At 59.4% G+C, this 19,288-nt stretch carries 18 protein-coding genes; 6 read left to right on the top strand and 12 right to left on the bottom strand.

Going from position 1 to position 19,288, the window contains the following annotated elements; translation table 11 throughout:
- Window positions 1-13: 13 nt before the first annotated feature.
- From BN1012_RS07815 to motA, 8 genes are all read right to left on the bottom strand, one after another.
- Window positions 14-1,657, bottom strand: a complete 1,644-nt coding sequence (locus BN1012_RS07815) for a TRAP transporter large permease (protein WP_043949187.1) — start codon at window positions 1,655-1,657, stop codon at window positions 14-16.
- The gene (locus BN1012_RS07810) at window positions 1,657-2,190 is read right to left on the bottom strand and encodes a TRAP transporter small permease subunit (RefSeq protein ID WP_043949186.1); all 534 of its coding nucleotides are present in this window, start codon (window positions 2,188-2,190) and stop codon (window positions 1,657-1,659) included. The genes BN1012_RS07815 and BN1012_RS07810 overlap by 1 nt, the downstream gene beginning before the upstream one ends.
- 12 nt (window positions 2,191-2,202) lie before the next feature.
- Entirely contained in the window at window positions 2,203-3,342 is a 1,140-nt protein-coding gene (locus BN1012_RS07805; RefSeq protein ID WP_043949185.1) for a TRAP transporter substrate-binding protein, read from the bottom strand.
- Between the two features lie 57 nt (window positions 3,343-3,399).
- Window positions 3,400-4,179, bottom strand: a complete 780-nt coding sequence (locus BN1012_RS07800) for an arginyltransferase (RefSeq protein ID WP_043949184.1) — start codon at window positions 4,177-4,179, stop codon at window positions 3,400-3,402.
- 33 nt (window positions 4,180-4,212) lie between these two features.
- Window positions 4,213-6,069 carry an SLC13 family permease gene (locus BN1012_RS07795; protein WP_043949183.1) on the bottom strand — a complete coding sequence of 619 codons (1,857 nt, stop codon included), beginning with the start codon at window positions 6,067-6,069 and terminating at the stop codon, window positions 4,213-4,215.
- Between the two features lie 69 nt (window positions 6,070-6,138).
- Entirely contained in the window at window positions 6,139-6,672 is a 534-nt protein-coding gene (locus tag BN1012_RS07790) for an RDD family protein (RefSeq protein ID WP_052534825.1), read from the bottom strand.
- Window positions 6,673-6,761: 89 nt separating this feature from the next.
- The gene (locus tag BN1012_RS07785; RefSeq protein ID WP_043949182.1) at window positions 6,762-7,703 is read right to left on the bottom strand and encodes a flagellar motor protein MotB; all 942 of its coding nucleotides are present in this window, start codon (window positions 7,701-7,703) and stop codon (window positions 6,762-6,764) included.
- Window positions 7,704-7,744: 41 nt separating this feature from the next.
- Window positions 7,745-8,605: a flagellar motor stator protein MotA gene (gene motA, locus BN1012_RS07780; protein ID WP_043949181.1), complete on the bottom strand. Its 861-nt coding sequence runs from the start codon at window positions 8,603-8,605 to the stop codon at window positions 7,745-7,747.
- 228 nt (window positions 8,606-8,833) lie between these two features.
- Here motA and BN1012_RS07775 point away from each other — a divergent pair, with 228 nt between their 5' ends.
- Window positions 8,834-9,316 (top strand): flavin reductase family protein, encoded by a 483-nt coding sequence (locus BN1012_RS07775; protein WP_043949180.1) that lies wholly within the window; start codon window positions 8,834-8,836, stop codon window positions 9,314-9,316.
- 18 nt (window positions 9,317-9,334) lie between these two features.
- Here the strand turns inward: BN1012_RS07775 and BN1012_RS16805 are convergent, their stop codons facing one another.
- Complete coding sequence (locus BN1012_RS16805) at window positions 9,335-9,832, bottom strand: MarR family winged helix-turn-helix transcriptional regulator (RefSeq protein ID WP_052534823.1); 498 nt, start codon at window positions 9,830-9,832, stop codon at window positions 9,335-9,337.
- Between the two features lie 54 nt (window positions 9,833-9,886).
- Window positions 9,887-12,295 carry a penicillin acylase family protein gene (locus tag BN1012_RS07765; protein WP_052534814.1) on the bottom strand — a complete coding sequence of 803 codons (2,409 nt, stop codon included), beginning with the start codon at window positions 12,293-12,295 and terminating at the stop codon, window positions 9,887-9,889.
- A 137-nt stretch (window positions 12,296-12,432) separates the two neighbouring features.
- Between BN1012_RS07765 and BN1012_RS07760 the strand changes: the two genes are divergently transcribed.
- A complete protein-coding gene (locus BN1012_RS07760) occupies window positions 12,433-13,314 on the top strand; it encodes an NAD(P)-dependent oxidoreductase (protein ID WP_043949179.1) in 882 nt (293 codons plus the stop codon).
- A 360-nt stretch (window positions 13,315-13,674) separates the two neighbouring features.
- Here the strand turns inward: BN1012_RS07760 and BN1012_RS07755 are convergent, their stop codons facing one another.
- Both BN1012_RS07755 and hemB read right to left on the bottom strand, forming a co-directional pair.
- Window positions 13,675-13,965 carry a GIY-YIG nuclease family protein gene (locus BN1012_RS07755; protein WP_043950795.1) on the bottom strand — a complete coding sequence of 97 codons (291 nt, stop codon included), beginning with the start codon at window positions 13,963-13,965 and terminating at the stop codon, window positions 13,675-13,677.
- A gap of 116 nt (window positions 13,966-14,081) precedes the next feature.
- Window positions 14,082-15,074, bottom strand: coding sequence for a porphobilinogen synthase (hemB, locus tag BN1012_RS07750; RefSeq protein WP_244442981.1), 993 nt, complete (start codon window positions 15,072-15,074; stop codon window positions 14,082-14,084).
- A gap of 145 nt (window positions 15,075-15,219) precedes the next feature.
- Between hemB and BN1012_RS07745 the strand changes: the two genes are divergently transcribed.
- The 4 genes from BN1012_RS07745 to mmsB all read left to right on the top strand — a co-directional run bounded on the left by BN1012_RS07745 (window position 15,220) and on the right by mmsB (window position 19,270).
- Window positions 15,220-15,870 (top strand): class I SAM-dependent methyltransferase, encoded by a 651-nt coding sequence (locus tag BN1012_RS07745; protein WP_043949177.1) that lies wholly within the window; start codon window positions 15,220-15,222, stop codon window positions 15,868-15,870.
- A 239-nt stretch (window positions 15,871-16,109) separates the two neighbouring features.
- Window positions 16,110-17,249, top strand: coding sequence for an isobutyryl-CoA dehydrogenase (locus tag BN1012_RS07740; protein ID WP_043949176.1), 1,140 nt, complete (start codon window positions 16,110-16,112; stop codon window positions 17,247-17,249).
- Window positions 17,250-17,257: 8 nt separating this feature from the next.
- Window positions 17,258-18,301 carry an enoyl-CoA hydratase/isomerase family protein gene (locus BN1012_RS07735; RefSeq protein WP_043949175.1) on the top strand — a complete coding sequence of 348 codons (1,044 nt, stop codon included), beginning with the start codon at window positions 17,258-17,260 and terminating at the stop codon, window positions 18,299-18,301.
- A 78-nt stretch (window positions 18,302-18,379) separates the two neighbouring features.
- On the top strand, window positions 18,380-19,270 hold the full coding sequence (mmsB, locus tag BN1012_RS07730; protein WP_043949174.1) for a 3-hydroxyisobutyrate dehydrogenase: 891 nt from the start codon (window positions 18,380-18,382) through the stop codon (window positions 19,268-19,270).
- The last annotated feature ends 18 nt before the right edge of the window (window positions 19,271-19,288 follow it).

Raw genomic sequence — 19,288 nt, 5'->3', positions numbered from 1 at the left:
GTCTTCCTAGTAGTTAGCCGAAAACGATCTCGGGCAGCCAAGTGGCGATCTCAGGGAACACCGACAATATGACCAGAGCAAGGAGCTGGATGATCACGAAAGGGATGGCCCCGCGATAGATATCGGTGGTCTTGACCTCGGGCGGTGCGACGCCACGCAGATAGAACAGGGCAAAGCCGAAGGGCGGCGTCAGGAACGATGTCTGCAGGTTGATCGCCATCATCACACCCAGCCAGATGGGGTCGACGCCCATCATCAGCAGCACCGGGGCGACAACGGGCACAACCACAAATGTGATCTCGATGAAGTCGAGGAAGAATCCCAAGAAGAACATCACCAGCATGACGATGATCATGGCGCCGACGACACCGCCGGGCATGGCATTCAGAAATTCGTGCACCGTGTCATCGCCGCCAAGCCCTCGGAAGACCAGGCTAAACAGGGCAGCGCCCACGAGGATGACAAAGACCATTGAGGTGATCTCGGTAGTGGTCCTCACCACCTGACCCAGGCACCCGTTGCTCAGGGTGCGGAGCAAGGAGACATACATGCCCCAGGCCACGATGGCGCACAGCATGTAGGCAGCGCCACGCGCAATCTGCAGTGTGGTGCTGTCCGTGTTGAGCCCGAGGCGCAGGTCAAAGCTGGATGTCAGGACGAACAGGCCGAGGATGGACGCGGCCGCCAGAACCGGTGGCAGCAATCCATTGATGTGGATCTTTGACATCAGGCGGATGATGCCGCCACGCAGGGCAGGTCCGTCATTGTGTCCGGCCAGTTCGAGCAATGGTTGGCGATATCCCGCCAGCAGCGTAGCGCCAACTGCACCGACGGCGGCAGCTTCTGTTGGCGTCGCGACGCCCGTCAGGATTGAACCCAGCACCGCGACAATCAGCAGGACAGGTGGAATGAGGGCCTGCAGGATTGGGCCAAGGCCTGGCTGCTCTGCCAGCTCGGAGGCATCAAGGGCGGGCGACGACGCGGGTTTAAAGAAAGCCATCATCAGCTGATAGGTGATGTAGAGGCCCACAAGCATCAGGCCTGGCAGAAGGGCTCCGGCAAACAGGTCACCTACCGACAAGGCATCGGGTGAGAAATTGCCCATGGAGAGTTGGGCATTCTGGTAGGCGCTGGACATGACATCGCCCAGCAGAACAAGCACGATTGAGGGTGGAATGATTTGTCCCAGCGTGCCGGCAGCCGCGATCGAGCCGGTTGCAAGGGCAGGGTCGTAACCGCGCTTCAACATGGTGGGCAGGGAGAGCAGGCCCATGGTCACAACGGTTGCGCCCACAATGCCGGTTGAAGCTGCGAGCAGGGCACCCACGATGGTGACCGAAATGCCAAGGCCACCACGCATGGTACCGAACAGGCGGCTCATGTTTTCCAGCAGCTCTTCGGCAACCTTGCTGCGTTCCAGCATCACGCCCATGAAAACGAAGAGCGGCACCGCGATCAGCGTCTCATTGGTCATGGTGCCGAAAATGCGCTGAGGGAAGGCGCGCAGGAACGACAGGTCAAAGACGCCCAGCATCGCGCCGAGGATGGCAAAGATCAAAGCCGTGCCCGCAAGGGTAAAGGCGACGGGGAATCCGGCCAGCAGAAAGATGCAGGCCGTGGCGAACATCGCAATGTCGAGAATGTCAGCGACGTCCATTACATGAGCTCCGGCGGTGCTTCGGCGCTCGGCGCTTCCTGCCCCCGCAGGATGCGTATGGAATGTGCGGCCAGTGATACGCCCTGCAGTGCCACCAGACCGGCGAAGACGATGATCACCGTCTTGAGCAGATAGACCCCATGAATGCCGCTTGTTTCCTTCGAGCCTTCAAAGATTGCCCATGAGTTGGACACGTAAGGCCATGCGAGCCAGATGACCGCAATGCACATGGGCAACAGGAAGAACAAAACACCACAAAGGTCGGTGATGGCTTTCCGCCGCGGCGTGGCTTCACGATAGAACACATCAACCCGCACATGGCCGTTGTGGAGCAGGGTGTAGCCTGCCGCCAGCATGAACAGGAAGCCGTGCATGTAGACGATGGATTCCTGCATCCAGATGGAGCCGATGCCAAAGACGTAGCGCTGTACAACAATGACGAACTGCACGACGACCATAATCAGAACCAGCCACGAGACCGTGCGCCCAATGCGATTGTTCAGTCCATCAATGAGGGCGATGAGGCGTGTCACGAGCGGTGCCGTCTAGCCTTCACTGCCGGTGCGCATGTTGACATAGGCTTCTTCTGAGATGCGCGTCCAGCGGATGGAGTTGTCCAGGTTCTCGCGGAAGCTCTTGTAGATGCGTCCGGCGATTTCGCTTTCCTTGGAGGCTTCTTCCAGCACCTTGGCTGATGCGTCGCGGAAGCCGGTAAAGACTTCATCAGAGAACTTTTCGAGGATTACGCCATGGTCGCGCAGCAAAGTATCGAGCGCTGCGGAGTTGTGATGGTTGAATTCTGCGAGGGTGTAGTCGTGTTCGGTGTGGCAGACATTCTGGATGATGCCCTGTTGCGACTTGGTGAGGCTTTCAAACACGTCCTTGTTGAAGACCGTCGCAAGGGCGGCGCCTGGTTCGTGGAAGCCGGGCCAGTAGTAGTATTTGGTGACCTTGTAAAAACCCTGCGCGAGATCGTTCCAGGGGCCGACCCATTCCGTTGCGTCGATCGCTCCTGTCTGCAGGGCCTGATAAATGTCCGGACCCGGAAGGCTGACAGCGGCAGCTCCAAGCTGGCGGAGCACTTCGCCACCCAGACCGGGCATGCGGATCTTGAGACCTTTGAGGTCTTCGAGGCTTTCAATGCGCTTGTTGAACCAGCCGCCCATCTGCACGCCCGTGTTGGCGGAGAGGAAGCCCTTGAGATTGAACTGCGCGGATAGTTCGTCCCACAGCTCCTGACCGCCGCCATGATAGATCCATGCGGTCAGCTCATTTGCAGTCATGCCGAAGGGAACGGCCGTAAAGAAAGAGAACCCGACAGACTTGCCCTGCCAGTAGTACTCAGCCCCATTGTAACAGTCGGCGGTGCCAGTGGAGACAGCGTCGAAGCACTCAAATGCTGGAACCAGTTCACCGGCCGCATAGACCTTGATGGAGACCTGACCGTCGGTCGCATCTTCAATGCGTTTGGCAACGCGCTCAGCTGATGTGCCCAGCCCTGGAAAATTCTTCTGCCAGGTTGTCACCATCTTGAGCTTGCGCTTGCCGGTCAGAATGGCCGGGCTCGCAGGTGTCGTTTCAGTGCTGGCGGTCGTGGTTGAGGCGTTGTCACAGCCGGCAACAGCCAGCGTCGCGGCAGCAGCACCGGTTACGGCGGCGCCGGTCAGGAAATCCCTGCGTTTCATCTTAGTCTCCCCGGAGATATTTGACGCGCAGTATAGGGATGGGGAGGCGTGGCGCAATCAGGCGTTGGAGCCGGTGTCCGACGGTGGTTCCAGGGGAGCCCAACCATCCATGGTAAGGGCCTCCAGAGGCTGATACTTGGCCTTGTAGGCCATCTTCCGGCAGTCATCGATCCAGTAGCCCAGATAGACATAGGGTAGCCCCATTTCGCGGGCCTTCTTCACATGATCCAAAATCATGTAACTGCCCAGGCTGCGGGCTGATTCTGACGGGTCGAAAAAGCTGTAGACCATGGACAGGCCATCATCGATGACGTCCGTGACCGACGCGCCCACAAGCTTCTGGCGGCCCAGCGGTTCTAGTGTGTCATCGGCCGGGTCGGACCTGGTCCAATATTCAAAGATGAGCGTATCGACGGTGGTCTCTTCCACCATGGCCGAGAAATCATCTTCGTCCATGTCCGACATGCCGCCATTGGCGTGGCGATCCTGAAGATAAGTGTGGAGCAACTCGAACTGCGGCTCGGTCGCAATCGGTTCGCGGGGCACGCGCTCGAGGTCGGTGTTTTTCTTGATGATGCGGCGTTGCGACGTGGAGGGTGTGAAGATATCCACCGGGATGCGAACGGAGACGCAGGCGGAACATCCATCGCAGGCGGGCTTGTAGGCAATGGTCTGGCTGCGCCTGAAACCGGCCCCCGTCAGCATGGAATTGATCGTGTTGGCGTCCACATCGAGCAGATGGGTGAACACCTTTCGCTCAAGCTTTCCCTCCAGATACGGGCAGGGGGCTTCGGCGGTCAGGTAAAATCGCGGCGCGGTTTTGCCCGGGTGGGTCACGTAAGGCTCCGAGTCATGAAGGACATGATCACTCTACAAACCATAATACCACGGTGCGAACAGGGAAAAAGCAAGCCACAGAACAATCACCAGAGGCGCGCCGGCCTTCATAAAGTCCGAAAATCTGTAGTGCCCCGGACCAAGGACCAGCAGGTTGGTCTGGTAGCCCATGGGGGTGGCGAAAGAGCAGTTGGCGGCAAAGATCACAGCATAGACAAAGATCATAGGGTCGACGCCGAGGCCGTTGGCTGTGCTGATGGCGATGGGGACAAACAGCACCGCCGTAGCATTGTTGCTCAGCACGTTGGTCAAAATTGCAACGAGCAGGAAGAAGACCGACAGCACAACGGCCGGTCCAAGTGACGCGAAAACGGTTATGACCTGCTGGGCGATGTAGGTCGCGCCGCCGGTCATTTCCAAAGACGTGCCAAGGGCAAGGGCTGCGCCGACCAGCAGGAAAATCTGCCGGTCGATAGCACGGGACCCCTGGCGGATGTTGAGACAGCCTGAGGCGATCATGGCGAAGGCGCCGACCACGGCCGCAACGGCAATGGGGACAATGCCAAGGGCAGCCGCTGCGACTGTGCCGCCAAGAATGATCTGCGCCTTGCGGGCATTGCTCAGGTCTGGAATTTCAGTCGCCGACCATTCAAGCAGCAGGACATCGCGGCTGGTGCGCAGACCACGCACGCTTTCGCGGGTGCCGACAATCAACAGCACGTCACCGGGCTCAAGGCGTATGTCGCTCATCCGGGCACGGATCATGCGGCTGCGGCGCTGAACACCCAGGACGATACAATCGGTTTCCATGCGGAAACCCGCCTGTTCCACATTACGGCCGATGAGGCGCGAGCCCGGTGCGACGATGCTCTCAGCCAGCATGAGATCGCGCACGGGACGCTGATCGTCTCCATCATCGGGGTCGCTGGGGCCGCCATCCTGATGGATCAGGCCCTGAAAGATTTCCGGGTCCTGCTTGAGGGACTCTGTGAGGGTCGCGCGGGTGGCCGCGATGATCAGCGTATCGCCGGGGCGCAGGACCAGATCTTCAAACGGTGGCAGGAAGGCATGTTCGCCGCGCTGGACCATGCGCACGGTGATGTTCTTCAAGGCCGGAAACATGCCGCCGGTGGCCTTGCTGCCGACCATGGGATGGCCGTAGCCCAATTGAAGCTGGGCAATGAACTGCTTGCCTGAGCCTTCCATTTCCTGCGCGAGATTGGCCCGGGAGGGAAGCAGGCGGGGCAGGATGCCTGCCACATACACAATGCCGACGGCCGCCAGGAACATGCCGGGAATGGTAAAATCAAAGAACCCGATGCGGTCCAGTCCGGCGCGTTCGGCGGCACCGGATGCCAGCAGGTTCGTGGATGAGCCAATCAGCGTGGTCATGCCGCCGAGGATCGAGGCATAGGAGAGCGGGATCATCATCTTGGAAGACGAGATGGCTGCCTTGGCCGCCAGAGCACTGACGACCGGGATAAAGATCACGGCCACCGGTGTGTTGTTCATGAACCCTGAAACAATGAGAACGACCACCAGCATGACGCCGAGCGTCAGAAAGGGGGCGCGGGTGGCGTTTGCATTGCTGAGCTGGGCCAGGTCTTCCAGGGCACCGCTTTGAAACAGTCCCTGACCAACCACCAGCAAAGCCAACACGGCAATGAGGGCGGGATCTGCAAACCCGGCCAGCAGGACACGCGCATCCAGCAGGTTGTTGCCTGCGACAGCTTCGACCGGAAAGATATGGAAAAAAGCCAGCAACCCGGCGACAAGCGCCAGCGATGTCAGCTCAAGGGGAATGTTTTCAGACGCATAGGCGGCGATGGCCACGATGATCGCGGCAAACACCACCCACATCTGCCAGACGTGAGAAAAATCGGCCTCCATAGGCAGCATCTAGGCATGGGGAAGGGCGAAAGCCAAGCAGCGTTTTTGCTTGTTTTGTAGGGGAATCTTCTAGTGAGAAATCACCTGCGCATCGGGCGGAATGCTGGACGGAGAATTAATGACAACCGTTCCAATCAGATAGTCGTGCAGGCAGCGGCGGCGTTTGTTGAAGAACGGGAACAGGAACAAAATGATGGTGGTCGACCAAGACAGGTAGAACACCAAAGTCTGCAATGCGCCCTGCAGATATTCCGGCCGCGCCCCATCCCATGTCCGCACTTCAATGCCCATGAACCGCATGCCTGGTGTGGCCGAGCTGGGGCTACCAATGCTGAAGGTAAAATAGGCGAGCCACATGAGCGGCGTCACAAAAGGCAGCGCAGCCCATGCCAGCCCAAACGTCAAAAGGCCGAGGACAACAAATACCAGGGTGAGGAAAACGGTTGCGACCGCCAGCAGCAGCCAGTCGATCACGAAGGCCATAAAGCGCTTTTTCAGAATGCCGTCGAACAGCTCCGGGTAGCGATCCGCATCAATATGGATGGCGTCGGCGCCAGAGGCATCTCGCCAGTGCACCGGACCCGCGCGGTCAACCGTCGTCATTCACGTCTCCTGAAATCTACGTTCGTAGACGTAAAATGGGGACCAGGAGGCCGAAGTGCAATAGGGCGGTCTAAGGGGGGTGTTTTCGCCTAGCGCATCTGGCTTGGCGGCAGAACCGGGGCTTCGCGCAGCAGGACGATTGAAATGCGTCGGTTTGCGGCCATAAACGGGTCTTCCGGGAACAGCGGTTCTGAATCCGACTTGCCGGCCACCTGATAGACACGGTTCCCGTCCAGGCCATTTTCCATGAGCACCCGGCGCGCGGCATTGGCCCGTTCGGAAGTGAGTTCCCATGCGGTGTAGTCATCACCGGTGCTCATGGGTGTTGAATCCGTATGACCACCGATGGTGATGCGGTTGGGCAGCAGATTGAGTGTCTTGCCGATGGCATCCAGAAGCACCCGTGTGCGCTCGTAGGGCACAGCACTTTCAGCCGGGAACATGGAGCGGCCTTCCTGATCCACAAGCTGGATGCGCAGGCCTTCAGGTGTTTCGTCAATGATGATGTGCTTGGACAACTCAGCGAGTTCCGGCAGATCATTGAGGCTTTGACGGATCGACATTTCAGCGCGCGCGAAAGACCGGGCTTCCTGTTTCGCTTCGCCATTGTCGATCAGCAACTGACTCTCATGGGCCATCTCGGCGCCGTCTTCTTTCTTGTCGCCGATCTGGCCGTCGCCTGGCGTCTCACCCTTGTCCTTGCCTTCGTCTTCCTTCTGGGCCGGCGGGGCAATGGACACGACAACGGCTGTGATCGCGCCACCTTCCTTGGCACCGCGACTGTCATGGGCGGTACCGGCAAGAATGCCGCCGGAGCCTGAATTGGAGCGGCTGATATTGGGTGGCGCAAAGTAGTCGGCCAGGCCGTCTTTTTGCTCGGGCGTTGTCATGGAGATGAGCCACATGAGCAGGAAGAAGGCCATCATGGCGGTCACGAAGTCGGCGTAAGCGATCTTCCACGCGCCACCATGGTGGCCGTGTGCGGCTTTCTTGACCCGCTTGATGATGATCGGCTGTTCGTTGCTCGACATGTGTGCGCCTTGGTCCTTCTGGCGTGGCGGTCAGGTGCGGCCTAGACAGGCTGCAGGGAGCCGGTGCGTTCTTCGAGTTCTGCAAATGTGGGACGTGTGTCGCTCAGCAGCGCCTTGCGGCCGAACTCGACGGACACGGCAGGCGGATAGCCTGACAGGTGCGCGAGGAGGGCTGCCTTGATGCACTGGAAGTATTTGGCTTCCGCGTCATAGGTGTGCTTCAGGGATGCGGTCATGGGCGCGAAGAAGCCATAGGCCACGAACACGCCGAGGAACGTACCCACAAGGGCGCCACCGATGAGCTTGCCGAGAATTTCAGGTGGCTCGTTGATCGAGCCCATCGTTTTGATCACGCCCAACACCGCGGCCACAATCCCAAGAGCCGGTGTCCCATCTGCCAGCGCCTGCATGGCGTCGATAAGGTGGTGACGTTCCTCGTGATGGGTTTCGAGTTCCTCATCAATAAGGGCTTCGAGCTCATGGGGGTTTTCCGTGCCCAGTGTAATCAGGCGAACGTAGTCGCAGATGAAATCCACGGCGTGGTGATTGGCTGCCACGGTGGGAAACTGCTTGAAGATGTCCGAGTCATGGGGGTTCTCCACGTGAGCTTCCAGCGCCAAATTGCCCTTGGCCTTGGCCAGCTTGAAGAACTGAAACAGGCAACTAAGAAGCTCCAGATAGGATTCCTTGTTGTAGGGCGAACCCTTCATGAGCGCGCCCAGGGCGCCGCCCATCTGTTTGATGACGTGTCCCGGATTGGCGATGATGAAGGCGCCCATGGCGGCACCCAGAATGATCACGCCTTCAAAGGGCTGCCAGAGCACATAGAGCTTGCCGCCCATGGCCGCGTAGCCGCCCAGCACGCAGACAAACACAGTAATAATGCCGATAATCAGTTTCATCGCGCCGACGGTCCCAACCGAGTACTATGCCTCCGCACCCTGTGTGCCGAGACTTTTGCTGACATAATCTGAAGGGAAGTGTCCCCAAATCGCGTTAACACGCGGTTGAGGTTGATAAGCGTGGTTAATGCTTTGCTAATTCAGCAGGTTGCCACTAACCAAAGCGTCGCCTAGAACGGCACAAATGCTCGCATTCCCGCCCAACGCCCATCCTCAGGCAATTCCTTTATGACCGATAATTCTCGAGATTTTCGTAACGCGCTTGGTTGTTTTGCGACCGGTGTCACGGTGGTGACGACGCGAAAGGCCGACGGGAGCCCTGTTGGGATCACTGCCAATTCCTTTTCGTCGGTCTCGCTGGACCCGCCCTTGGTGCTGTGGTGCATCGACAAATCATCGGACACGCTTGCGGATTTTGATGCGGCCGGCCAGTTTGCCATCAATGTTCTGAGTGCTGAGGACATGAACGTCAGTAACGAGATGGCCAAGCCGGGCCGTCATTCCATGGAAGACCATGTGGGCGGCAAGGGGGCCAAGACCGGCCTTCCCGTGGTGGAGACGGCACTGGCAACCTTCGAGTGTGACGTGGAAAGCCGCCACGATGCGGGAGACCACATCATCATGGTGGGCCGGGTGGTCGGCTTTACGTCCACAACCGAGGGCGACCCGCTGCTTTACTTCCGAAGCAAATATGCGACAGCTGCCAAGTAGGCTTGGCCATAGCCGCGCCTAGCCGCCGGTTTCGTCTTTCAGCTTTTTGAGATTGTCCCGCATGGCGGTCAGCACTTTGACCGCGTGGTCATAGTCCTTTTTGGACACACCCTCGATGGCGCGAGCATGGATCATCGTGAACACCCCCTGACCCAGAAACTTCACCGAGTGAAAATAGGGCGTCAGCCACACCTGCTTTGACCGCCGGTCCGTGGGGTGGGGGCGGCGCTCCACCAGCCCCTGCTGAACCAGTTCATCCACATGAGCCCCGACGGAGACCTTGTGCATGACCATGTCGTCAGCCAGCTCGGTCTGGGTGCGACCGTCATTCTCCATGAGGAGGGCGACGACGGCAGACTGCCCGCGGCTCATGGGCATACGACGGTCATATTCGCCAGACAGCAGACGCCCGAATTCCTGCAAAAGGCTGGAAAATTCCAGCGCTTCTTCGATTTCCTCCTGATCCGGACGGGGCCCCGCCAGTGGAAGAGGAATCTTGGTGTCCTGGTCGCTCATGCCTTCACTATAGCCACTCGGCGGCGTCGCGGAAAACAAACGCCTGCGCGGGCCTTAGTTGTGAGCGGGTCGCAAAGTCATAGTGCCGATTGATCCTGCCTCTATCTCAGCACGATCCGTGGTCATGCGGATGTGGCCGCCATCCGCCCATAGCGTGGCAAAGGTATCGTAGTAGTCAGATGCGGGATTGCCGGATTGGCCCGTCGATATGATGTAGACGGAGTTGTTCATGTCATCAAAATCAAAGACGGCGCGATAGCCCGCGGCATGGACATTGGCGAACGGTCGGGCGCCTGATCCGGTCTGTCCGCGATTGACCGTGTACGGACCACCGGCGCTGGGGCGTTCGATGTTGAAGATGTTCCGCACGCCGGGAATGAAACCCATGGGCAGGTGATTGTTCACCACCGGATGGGCCACTCCCCAGGTCCACGTGCTCATGTCTGACCCATAGAGGTCGTTCAGCACCTCAAGACCTGCTGCAAGGGACGTGCGAACCACGTCTGTGCAGTGTTCTGTTTCAGCGGTTGATGTGTCGTCACACCAGCGTGCTGCTGCCTCGTCGCCGGACAGGGCATTGAGAAGGAACGTCTCACGGCGGCGGGTCACGCTATCCGCCAGGTCGCCGAGTTCATCCGCATACAGTTTTGTGTGCAATTGCTTCAGGGCGGCATGGAAGATCAGTGGCTGCGCCAGTTCCTTTTCCATGGTGGCATCCCAGTCGCGCAGCAGCGATTGTGCTGCTGCCATCTGATCTGTTTCGGGTTCCACGCTGGTGAAGTAGGGAACCAGAAGTTCCGCCAGTTCAGACTTGTTGTCCGCCAGCATGGCCTCAAAACTTGCCACATCGTGCAGCCGCGTTGCCTCGATCATGTCTTCAATGCGATTGGCGCGGTACGGACCATCCCAGCTTGAAGAGATGTAATAGGGGAAGTCATCGGCGATGATCTTGTTGTTGGCGGTTGCGATGTAGCCATGGGAGGGGTTGATGACGCGCGGCAGCCCTTCGTGGGGGATCATGCCCAGCCAGTCATTGGCAGGATTGGCACCGGAGGCAGGCAGCAGTCCGCCGGTCTCATGCGCGTCGCTGCGCACGGGAACCGCGGCTGGCGCAATCATGCCGATGTTTCCGTCGACGTCAGCCACCACCATGCTTTGCATCGGGGAGACCTGAAGGCGGGTGGCCTCGTCAAATTCAGCCACCGTCCTGGCTTTGGTGTAGCGAAAGCCTGCTTCAATGGTGGTGTCTTCGCTGGTCAGGGCCGTCCATTTGAGCGCCACCACCTGACCATCGGCGACGACATCTTCAAACGTCTCTGCAATGGCATCGAGGACCGGGCCATTGCGCGTTTCGCGCACAACCAGTGTTTCGTCCGAGCCCAGACGAACAACAATCTCTTCTTCGCGGGTCACAAAATCGGCCCAGCCGTCCGGCGTGCGGTACTGGTCCGGGTTCTCCGGGTTCACTTCTTCAATCGCCATGTCCTGGGTATCCGGGCCGGTATTGGTGAAGCCCCAGCCGATGTGGTTGTTGCGGCCCAGCACCACGGATGGAATGCCGGGGATGGTGACGCCGATGACATTGCTGTCGCCCACATTGAGGTGCGCGGCATACCAGATGGAGGGTGCCAGCATGCCCAGATGCGGATCGTTGGCCAGCAGCGGCTTCTGGCTCTTTGTCCATTTGCCATCAACAACCCAGTTGTTGGAGGCACCGGGCGGACCCGTGTCGGGGATGGCCGCAATGATCCGCTCCAGCCCCAGCGTGCGGTAGAGCGAAGCGAGATCACGCACGGCCGGTTTGCTGTCGACTGGATAGGCCGGATCAAATGTCTTGAGGTCTTCCTCGTCCAGCACGTCCATCAGGCGGGTGCGGAGGACTTCGGAGAACGCATTGCCGGACAGACCGGCCGCCAGCAGTTTGACCATGCCGACGGAATCAGCGGGCTGCCATGGTTCGGGCGTATGCATCAGCACCTGAAATTCCGGCGGATAAGGCCGGGTGGATTCCGACATGTAGGCGTTGACGCCAGCGGCATAGGCATCAAGGGCTGCCCGCAACTCGGGCGACAGCACCGCAAGGGAGCGCTTCGAGTGGCCGTAGAAATCGAGTGTCCGAATAATCCTGTCGGCGGGCAGGGCGGCGGAGCCAAAGACTTCGGACAGGCGTCCCTGAACCACACGACGGAACAGTTCCATCTGCCAGAGCCTGTCCTGGGCGTGGGAGACACCCAGGGCGAAGGCGGCGTCCGGGTCCGACTCGGCAAAGATGTGAGGGACCGCATGTGCGTCCCGGATGACCTCGACCGGGGCAGATAGACCGGGCAGATCCATTGTGCCCGCATAGTCCGGCACAGCCCGCTCTGCGAGGCCGAGTAGCTGCAGGACCAGCAGGCCAATCACCACGGCCAGCGTGGCGAGTGTGATGGCTGTCCAGCGAAGTATTTTGATCGTCATGGTCATCGTTATGTCCTGCGGCCTCCCCAAACCCTCGTTCTTTGTTCCGGTCTACGTATTCCGGTCGCGAGTGGTTTCATGTTTAGTGCGCCCAATACATATGAGCGGCTCCACACATAGGAGCAATCGGTAGGAGATACCACATGGCACGCGTTGCGTTTATTGGGCTTGGGGTCATGGGCTATCCCATGGCGGGGCATCTGGCCAAGGCCGGGCATCAGGTTACCGTCTATAATCGCACCACCATCAAGGCCAAGCAGTGGCGCGAAGCCTATAAGGGCTCCCACGGCGGCTCTGGTGCGTGGACGCCGGCCAAGGCGGCGGCTGAGGCCGAAGTGGTTTTTACCTGCGTCGGCAATGACGATGATCTGCGATCGGTGACGCTGGGGCCGGACGGGGTGTTTCAGACCATGCAGCCGGGCACGGTCTTTGTGGACCACACGACGGCCTCCGCAGACATTGCCCGCGAACTGGCGGCAGAAGCAGACAAGCGCGGCTTTGGTGCCATTGATGCACCCGTGTCCGGCGGGCAGGCCGGGGCTGAAAACGGTCAGCTGACCATCATGTGTGGCGGCGATCCCTATCACTACAAAACCGCTGAACCGATCATAGATGCCTATGCCAAGCAATCGCGTCTGCTGGGGCCTGCGGGGTCCGGTCAGCTGACCAAGATGGTCAACCAGATTTGCATTGGCGGGCTCGTGCAGGGCCTGTCCGAAGCCATTCATTTTGCCCAGAAGGCAGATCTTGATGTGGCGGGTGTCATGGATGTCATCTCCAAGGGGGCCGCCCAGAGCTGGCAGATGGAAAACCGCTGGGAGACCATGAACGAGGGCGAGTTTGATTTCGGCTTTGCCGTCGATTGGATGCGCAAGGACCTTGCGATCTGTCTGGCGGAAGCGGCGCGCAATGGGGCCAATCTTCCCGTCACCAAAATCGTCGATGGCTACTACGCCGAAGTTCAGGAGATGGGCGGCAATCGCTGGGATACCTCCAGCCTGATCGCCCGCTTCACCAGGAGCTAGGCGAGTTTCACCGGCCTCGCACCACCTGTTTGGTGCAAGGGCCGGGACAAAAGAGGGAAACGCTGCCATAGCGGGTCCTGTCCGTGTGTCCGTGTCCTGAATGTCCGTTGTCCGTGTCCGGTCAGACCGCCATGGCAACGCATCCCACGCCGCAGGCCGGGGACTGACCAGCAACGCCCCTCACGCGGTTGAGACGTGAGGCTGCGAACAGGATACGGGTGGTCTGAGGGGGCGGGGATAAGCTTTTTGAGGTAGGCGAACGCTGCATGGATCCCCCGGTCAAGCCGTGGGATGGCGAAGATAGTCTTTTGAAAACTAGAAACGCCATTGTCCGGTTTAACCGGACAATCCATTCAGCACTCAAGGCCTGGCAATATCGTCCCACAGATCACGCCAGTCCGGATTGGCCTTCTCAATCAGGTCAGTTTTCCAAGCCCGGTTCCATTTCTTGATCCGACGCTCGCGCTGCCGGGCGGTCTCGTAGTCCTCGAACACTTCGTAGTGGACCAACTGAGCAACATCGTATCGGGTCGTAAAACCCTCTGCACTTTTCTCACGATGCTCATGCACACGGCGCACGAGGTCGCCGGTGCTGCCAACATACAGCGTGCCATGTTTCCGGCTGGCCATGATGTAGACAAAATACGCCATGCCAGAATGCAAGGCTGTATGGATGCCCCGGTCAAGCCGGAGCATGGCGGATAAAGGAACTACAAAACCCAAGAAGGCCATTGTCCAGTTTAACCGGACAATCCATTGGACCTCTGTTAGCCGTCCCGCAGCCGCTCTGCCACGTCTTTGGCAAAGTAGCTCAGCACGCCGTCGGCGCCGGCGCGTTTGAAGGCCAGGAGGCTTTCCAGCATGACCTTCTCGCCATCCAGCCAGTTGTTCTGGGCGGCGGCCTGAAGCATCGCGTATTCACCGGACACCTGGTAGGCGAAGGTCGGCATCTGGAAGGTGTCTTTCACCCGCGCAACCACGTCGAGATAGGGCATGCCGGGTTTTACCATCACCATGTCCGCGCCTTCTTCGATGTCGAGTGCTACTTCGCGCAGGGCTTCGTCGGTGTTGGCAGGGTTCATCTGGTAGGTGCGCTTGTCGCCCTTGAGTGCGCCCGATGATCCGACCGCGTCACGGAACGGGCCATAGAATGCAGATGCGTATTTGGCGGCATAGGCCATGATCTGCACTTCGGTGTGACCGGCATTTTCAAGGGCGTGGCGGATGGCGCCAATGCGGCCGTCCATCATGTCGCTGGGGGCGATGATGTCGCAGCCGGCTTCGGCCTGAACCAGCGCCTGGGTGCACAGCACCTGCACGGTTTCATCGTTGAGGATGGTGTTGCCTTCCAACAATCCGTCATGGCCGTGACTGGTGTAGGGATCAAGCGCCACATCGCACAGGATACCGATATCCGGCACCTGGGACTTGATGGCCCGGGTCACCTGACAGATCAGGTTTTGTGGATTGAGGCCCTCGCTGCCACGCTCATCGCGCAGGCCGGGCTCTGTGTAGGGGAAGAGGGCAATGACCGGAATGTCGAGGTCTGCGGCCTTGGCCGCGGCTTCCACAGCCAGATCAACAGACAGGCGGTCAACGCCGGGCATCGTGGCCACCGGGTCGCGCACATTGTCGCCATCAACCACGAATATCGGCCAGATCAGATCGTCAACGGTCAGCATGTTTTCGGCGGTCAGCCGACGCGTCCAGTCGCTCTTGCGATTGCGGCGCGGGCGGGTGGCTGGAAAGCCGGGACCCATCTGCTCAGGTGCGTTGACGGCAGGCGTGCCGATATTCTTGATGTTGGACGTCTTTGGATCTGTGCTCATATATCCTGCATAAAAGGCTATCGGCCTTCGGGCAAGTTTTTGGGCCATTTATTGAGGGATATGTCAGGGTGTTTGAATGCGGCTGCTAGAGCGCGACGAAATCGTTTCATTGTACAATCGGTTTGGCGCCAAACAGGACACCCAGGGCTGGTACGAAGACGAACCGCTGTCCGAAATGAAGCGCCAGATGGCCTTCGATACAGCTGACAGCGTGCTGGAACTGGGCATGGGGACCGGGCGTCTGGCCCATGAGGTGGTCACGGAACTCACCCCCCGCGGCACGCGCTATCTCGGCCTCGATCTGTCTCCCGTCATGGTCAATCTGGGCCGCAATCGGTTGCGCCAGTGCGACGAGGCCTTTGCCGTGGTGGGTGATGTGCGTGCGCCGCTGCCGCTGCGGGACAACTGCGTCAGCCATGTCTATGCGGCCTATGTGCTTGATATTTTCTCCGAAGACGAGATCCGGGCGGTTTATGAGGAAGTGCGGCGGGTGCTCAAGCCTGGCGGGCTGTTTGGCGCTGTGAGTCTCACCGGTGGCTACACGCCCCTGTCGCGCCTCACATCGAGCCTGTGGTCGACCGTCCATAGATTGCGCCCGCAGGCGGTTGGCGGGTGCCGCCCGCTGGAACTTCTGGCCTGTGTGCCGGATGGATTTGACGTCGCGCATGCCTGCAAAAAAGTCGCCGGCGGGATACCGTCCGAAGTGATTGTCAGCCGCAAGCAATAGTCGTTTCCGTATCCCCGGACCTGATCCGGGGTCCACTCGCATTTGCTGCACATATGTGAATTGGAAAATTGGGCACCAGAGCTGACGCACTGCGAGTGGGCCCTCCGGTCAAGCCGGAGGGATGTGGATAGGGCTCGTGCGGAGTACAAAAACCATTGCGGCTCCGCGTTGACGCGCCATTGCGGCCTAGCTACACCCGTCATCAAGCAAACAAACGACGGATGGGAGTGAGGCGACAGATGGATTTCGCCCTGACGGAAGACCAACGCGCGTTCTTCGATACAGCTTCTGATTTTGCCGCCAATGAGCTGGCGCCCCACGCAGCTGAGTGGGACGAGAAAGCAATTTTTCCCGTGGACACCATGCGCAAGGCTGCAGCCCTTGGGTTCGCGGGTATCTATGTGCGTGAAGACGTGGGCGGCTCGGCGCTGACCCGGCTGGATGCGGCGCTGATCTTCGAGGCCCTGTCGCAGGGCTGCACGTCAACGGCGGCCTACATTTCCATTCACAACATGGCGTCGTGGATGATTGATACGTTCGGCAATGAAGACCAGCGCCAGAAATGGCTGCCGAGCCTGACGTCGATGGACCTCATCGCCAGTTACTGCCTGACCGAGCCAAGCGCCGGGTCAGACGCCGCTTCCCTCAAGACCAAGGCCGTGCGTGACGGCGACCATTATGTGATCAACGGATCAAAGGCCTTCATTTCAGGGTCGGGATCGTCCGACGTTTATGTCTGCATGATCCGGACCGGGGGCGACGGGGCAGGCGGTGTGTCCTGCATCGTGGTGGAGAAAGGCACACCGGGCCTGTCCTTCGGGGCCACCGAAAAGAAGATGGGCTGGAACTCGCAGCCCACAGCGGCCGTTATTTTTGAAGACTGCCGCGTGCCGGTTGAAAACCTCATCGGCAATGAAGGGGACGGCTTCAAGATTGCCATGAAGGGGCTCGACGGCGGTCGTCTCAACATCGGGGCCTGTTCACTTGGGACGGCGCAGGTCGCGCTGGACACTGCCATTGCCTATGCGAAGGACCGTGAGCAATTCGGCAAGGCCATATCCACGTTTCAGGCGACGCAGTTCAAGTTGGCCGACATGGCAACGGAACTTGAAGCTGCGCGGCTGTTGCTGCGGCAGGCCGCCACCAAGCTTGATCAGAAAGCCCCTGACGCCACCCAGCATTGCGCCATGGCCAAGCGTCTGGCGACGGATACGGGCTTTGAAGTGGTCAACCAGGCGCTGCAGATCCATGGCGGCTATGGCTATCTCAAGGACTATCCGCTGGAGCGGCATCTGCGCGACGTCCGCGTGCACCAGATCCTCGAGGGCACAAACGAAATCATGCGGGTGATCATCTCCCGCGAAATGCTGAACCGGTAGCTGAGTACATGTCTGAAGAAGCTGAAATTCTTTTTGAGGTCAAAGGCGCTGCGGGTGTCATTACCCTCAACCGCCCAAAGGCGCTCAACGCGTTCACCCTGAACATGATGCACGCCCTGCATCCCCAGCTCATTGCCTGGGCGGATGATCCCGCTGTTGAGCGGGTCATCGTCAAGGCGGCGGGCGATCGTGCCTTTTGCGCGGGCGGTGATATCCGGGCCTTGTATGACTGGGGCACGTCGAATGACCCCATGGCTGTGGATTTCTACAACCAGGAATACAAGCTCAACACCTTCATCAAGGAATACCCCAAACCGTATATCGCCTTCATGGATGGCATCACTATGGGGGGCGGCGTCGGACTCTCCGTACACGGATCACACCGGGTCGCAACGGAGAAGACAACCTTCGCCATGCCTGAAACGGGGATCGGCCTGTTTCCCGATGTGGGCGGGACGTATTTTCTGCCCCGCACGCCGGGTCATACGGGCATGTGGCTCTCGCTCACCGGCGCGCGCCTCAAGGCAGCGGACGCGATCTATGCCGGTATTGCCACACATTATGTGGAATCCGCTGATCTGGATGAACTTGAAGAGACGCTGTGCGCACCGGGCATCGATGTAAAGGCGGCACTGACCATCCATTCGACGCAGCCGCAAGGCGGTACGCTGGCGGACTTGCAGGATGATATCTCCGGGCTGTTCTATGGGGCGAGCGTGGAAGACATTCTCGCCGACCTTGATGCGGATGGCGGCGAATGGGCGATGGCCCAGGCCGCGACCATTCGCACCAAATCACCCACCAGCCTCAAGGTCGCGTACCGGCAGATGGTGGATGGGGCCAAGGCCGATTTCAGGGAGTGCATGACGATCGAATATCGCATCGTGTCGCGCATCATGAAGCAGCCTGACTTTTATGAAGGTGTGCGGGCCGCCATCATCGACAAGGACAATGCGCCCAACTGGCAGCCGGACACGCTGGAAGCGGTGACGGCCGACGACATCAGCATGATTTTTGCCCCCGCAGAGGGTGGCGACATTGACCTGAGCTAACGCAGGGGACTTGGGCTGACGTGCAGGACTTAGGCTAATACAGGGGACCTGGGCTAACACCGGGCAGGGAAGGCACTTATGAGCACCATCGGATTTATCGGGCTTGGCAATATGGGCGGGCCCATGGCGCGCAACCTGTTGAAGGCGGGCCACAAGGTTACCGTGTTTGACCTCAGTGCGGATGCTGTTGCTGGCTTAAAAGAGGCGGGTGCGTCTGTTGCTGCCAGTGCCGGTGACGCTGCTTCTGGAGTCGAGATCGTTGTGACCATGTTGCCCGCGGGGCGTCATGTGGCAGCAGTCTATGGCGGTGATGAGGGCGTGATAGCCCGGGCGGGGTCTGGCACGCTGCTGATCGACAGCTCGACAATTGATGTGGCCACGGCCCGCAGTGTTGCGGCATTGGCGGCGGACAAGGGACTGGCGATGGTGGATGCGCCTGTGTCCGGTGGCGTCGGCGGTGCAGAAGCCGGGACGCTGACCTTCATGGTTGGCGGTGAAAAGGACGCTTTTGTCCGTGCACAGCCCATTCTTGAAAACATGGGTAAAAATGTGTTTCACGCTGGTGGCGCGGGAAATGGCCAGGCGGCCAAGATCTGCAACAACATGCTGCTGGGCATTTCGATGATTGGCACCGCCGAAGCGTTCAATCTGGCGGACAAGCTGGGTCTGGATGCGCAGACATTCTTCGACATTTCATCCACGGCCTCTGGCCAGTGCTGGTCCATGACGAGCTATTGTCCTGCCGAAGGACCAGTGCCCACGTCGCCGGCCAACAATGACTACAAGCCAGGGTTTGCTGCGGGAATGATGCTTAAGGATTTACGACTGGCGCAGGAAGCGGCTGCTCAATCCAAGGCACCAACGCCGCTTGGGAATGAAGCTGCGTCGCTTTACGGGCTGATGGAAGCAGCGGGAAAAGACGGCCTCGATTTTTCCGGCATCATCAAGATGTTGCGCGGTGATCTCTGAGGCGAACGGTGCATGGTT

It is taken from the genome of Candidatus Phaeomarinobacter ectocarpi (assembly GCF_000689395.1).
In the GTDB taxonomy this organism is placed as follows: Bacteria; Pseudomonadota; Alphaproteobacteria; order CGMCC-115125; family CGMCC-115125; genus Pyruvatibacter; species Pyruvatibacter ectocarpi.
This window is presented reverse-complemented; position numbering and strand designations above follow the sequence as displayed.

Excerpts from the sequence above, each read along its gene's own strand:
- BN1012_RS07740 (WP_043949176.1), top strand. The coding sequence starts at position 16,110 with ATGGATTTCGCCCTGACGGAAGACCAACGCGCGTTCTTCGATACAGCT.
- BN1012_RS07765 (WP_052534814.1), bottom strand. The coding sequence starts at position 12,295 with ATGACCATGACGATCAAAATACTTCGCTGGACAGCCATCACACTCGCC.
- BN1012_RS16805 (WP_052534823.1), bottom strand. The coding sequence starts at position 9,832 with ATGAGCGACCAGGACACCAAGATTCCTCTTCCACTGGCGGGGCCCCGT.
- BN1012_RS07790 (WP_052534825.1), bottom strand. The coding sequence starts at position 6,672 with ATGACGACGGTTGACCGCGCGGGTCCGGTGCACTGGCGAGATGCCTCT.
- BN1012_RS07775 (WP_043949180.1), top strand. The coding sequence starts at position 8,834 with ATGACCGATAATTCTCGAGATTTTCGTAACGCGCTTGGTTGTTTTGCG.
- BN1012_RS07735 (WP_043949175.1), top strand. The coding sequence starts at position 17,258 with ATGTCTGAAGAAGCTGAAATTCTTTTTGAGGTCAAAGGCGCTGCGGGT.
- BN1012_RS07805 (WP_043949185.1), bottom strand. The coding sequence starts at position 3,342 with ATGAAACGCAGGGATTTCCTGACCGGCGCCGCCGTAACCGGTGCTGCT.
- BN1012_RS07755 (WP_043950795.1), bottom strand. The coding sequence starts at position 13,965 with ATGGCGTATTTTGTCTACATCATGGCCAGCCGGAAACATGGCACGCTG.
- BN1012_RS07785 (WP_043949182.1), bottom strand. The coding sequence starts at position 7,703 with ATGTCGAGCAACGAACAGCCGATCATCATCAAGCGGGTCAAGAAAGCC.
- BN1012_RS07795 (WP_043949183.1), bottom strand. The coding sequence starts at position 6,069 with ATGGAGGCCGATTTTTCTCACGTCTGGCAGATGTGGGTGGTGTTTGCC.
- BN1012_RS07745 (WP_043949177.1), top strand. The coding sequence starts at position 15,220 with ATGCGGCTGCTAGAGCGCGACGAAATCGTTTCATTGTACAATCGGTTT.
- mmsB (WP_043949174.1), top strand. The coding sequence starts at position 18,380 with ATGAGCACCATCGGATTTATCGGGCTTGGCAATATGGGCGGGCCCATG.
- BN1012_RS07815 (WP_043949187.1), bottom strand. The coding sequence starts at position 1,657 with ATGGACGTCGCTGACATTCTCGACATTGCGATGTTCGCCACGGCCTGC.
- BN1012_RS07760 (WP_043949179.1), top strand. The coding sequence starts at position 12,433 with ATGGCACGCGTTGCGTTTATTGGGCTTGGGGTCATGGGCTATCCCATG.
- hemB (WP_244442981.1), bottom strand. The coding sequence starts at position 15,074 with ATGGGTCCCGGCTTTCCAGCCACCCGCCCGCGCCGCAATCGCAAGAGC.
- motA (WP_043949181.1), bottom strand. The coding sequence starts at position 8,605 with ATGAAACTGATTATCGGCATTATTACTGTGTTTGTCTGCGTGCTGGGC.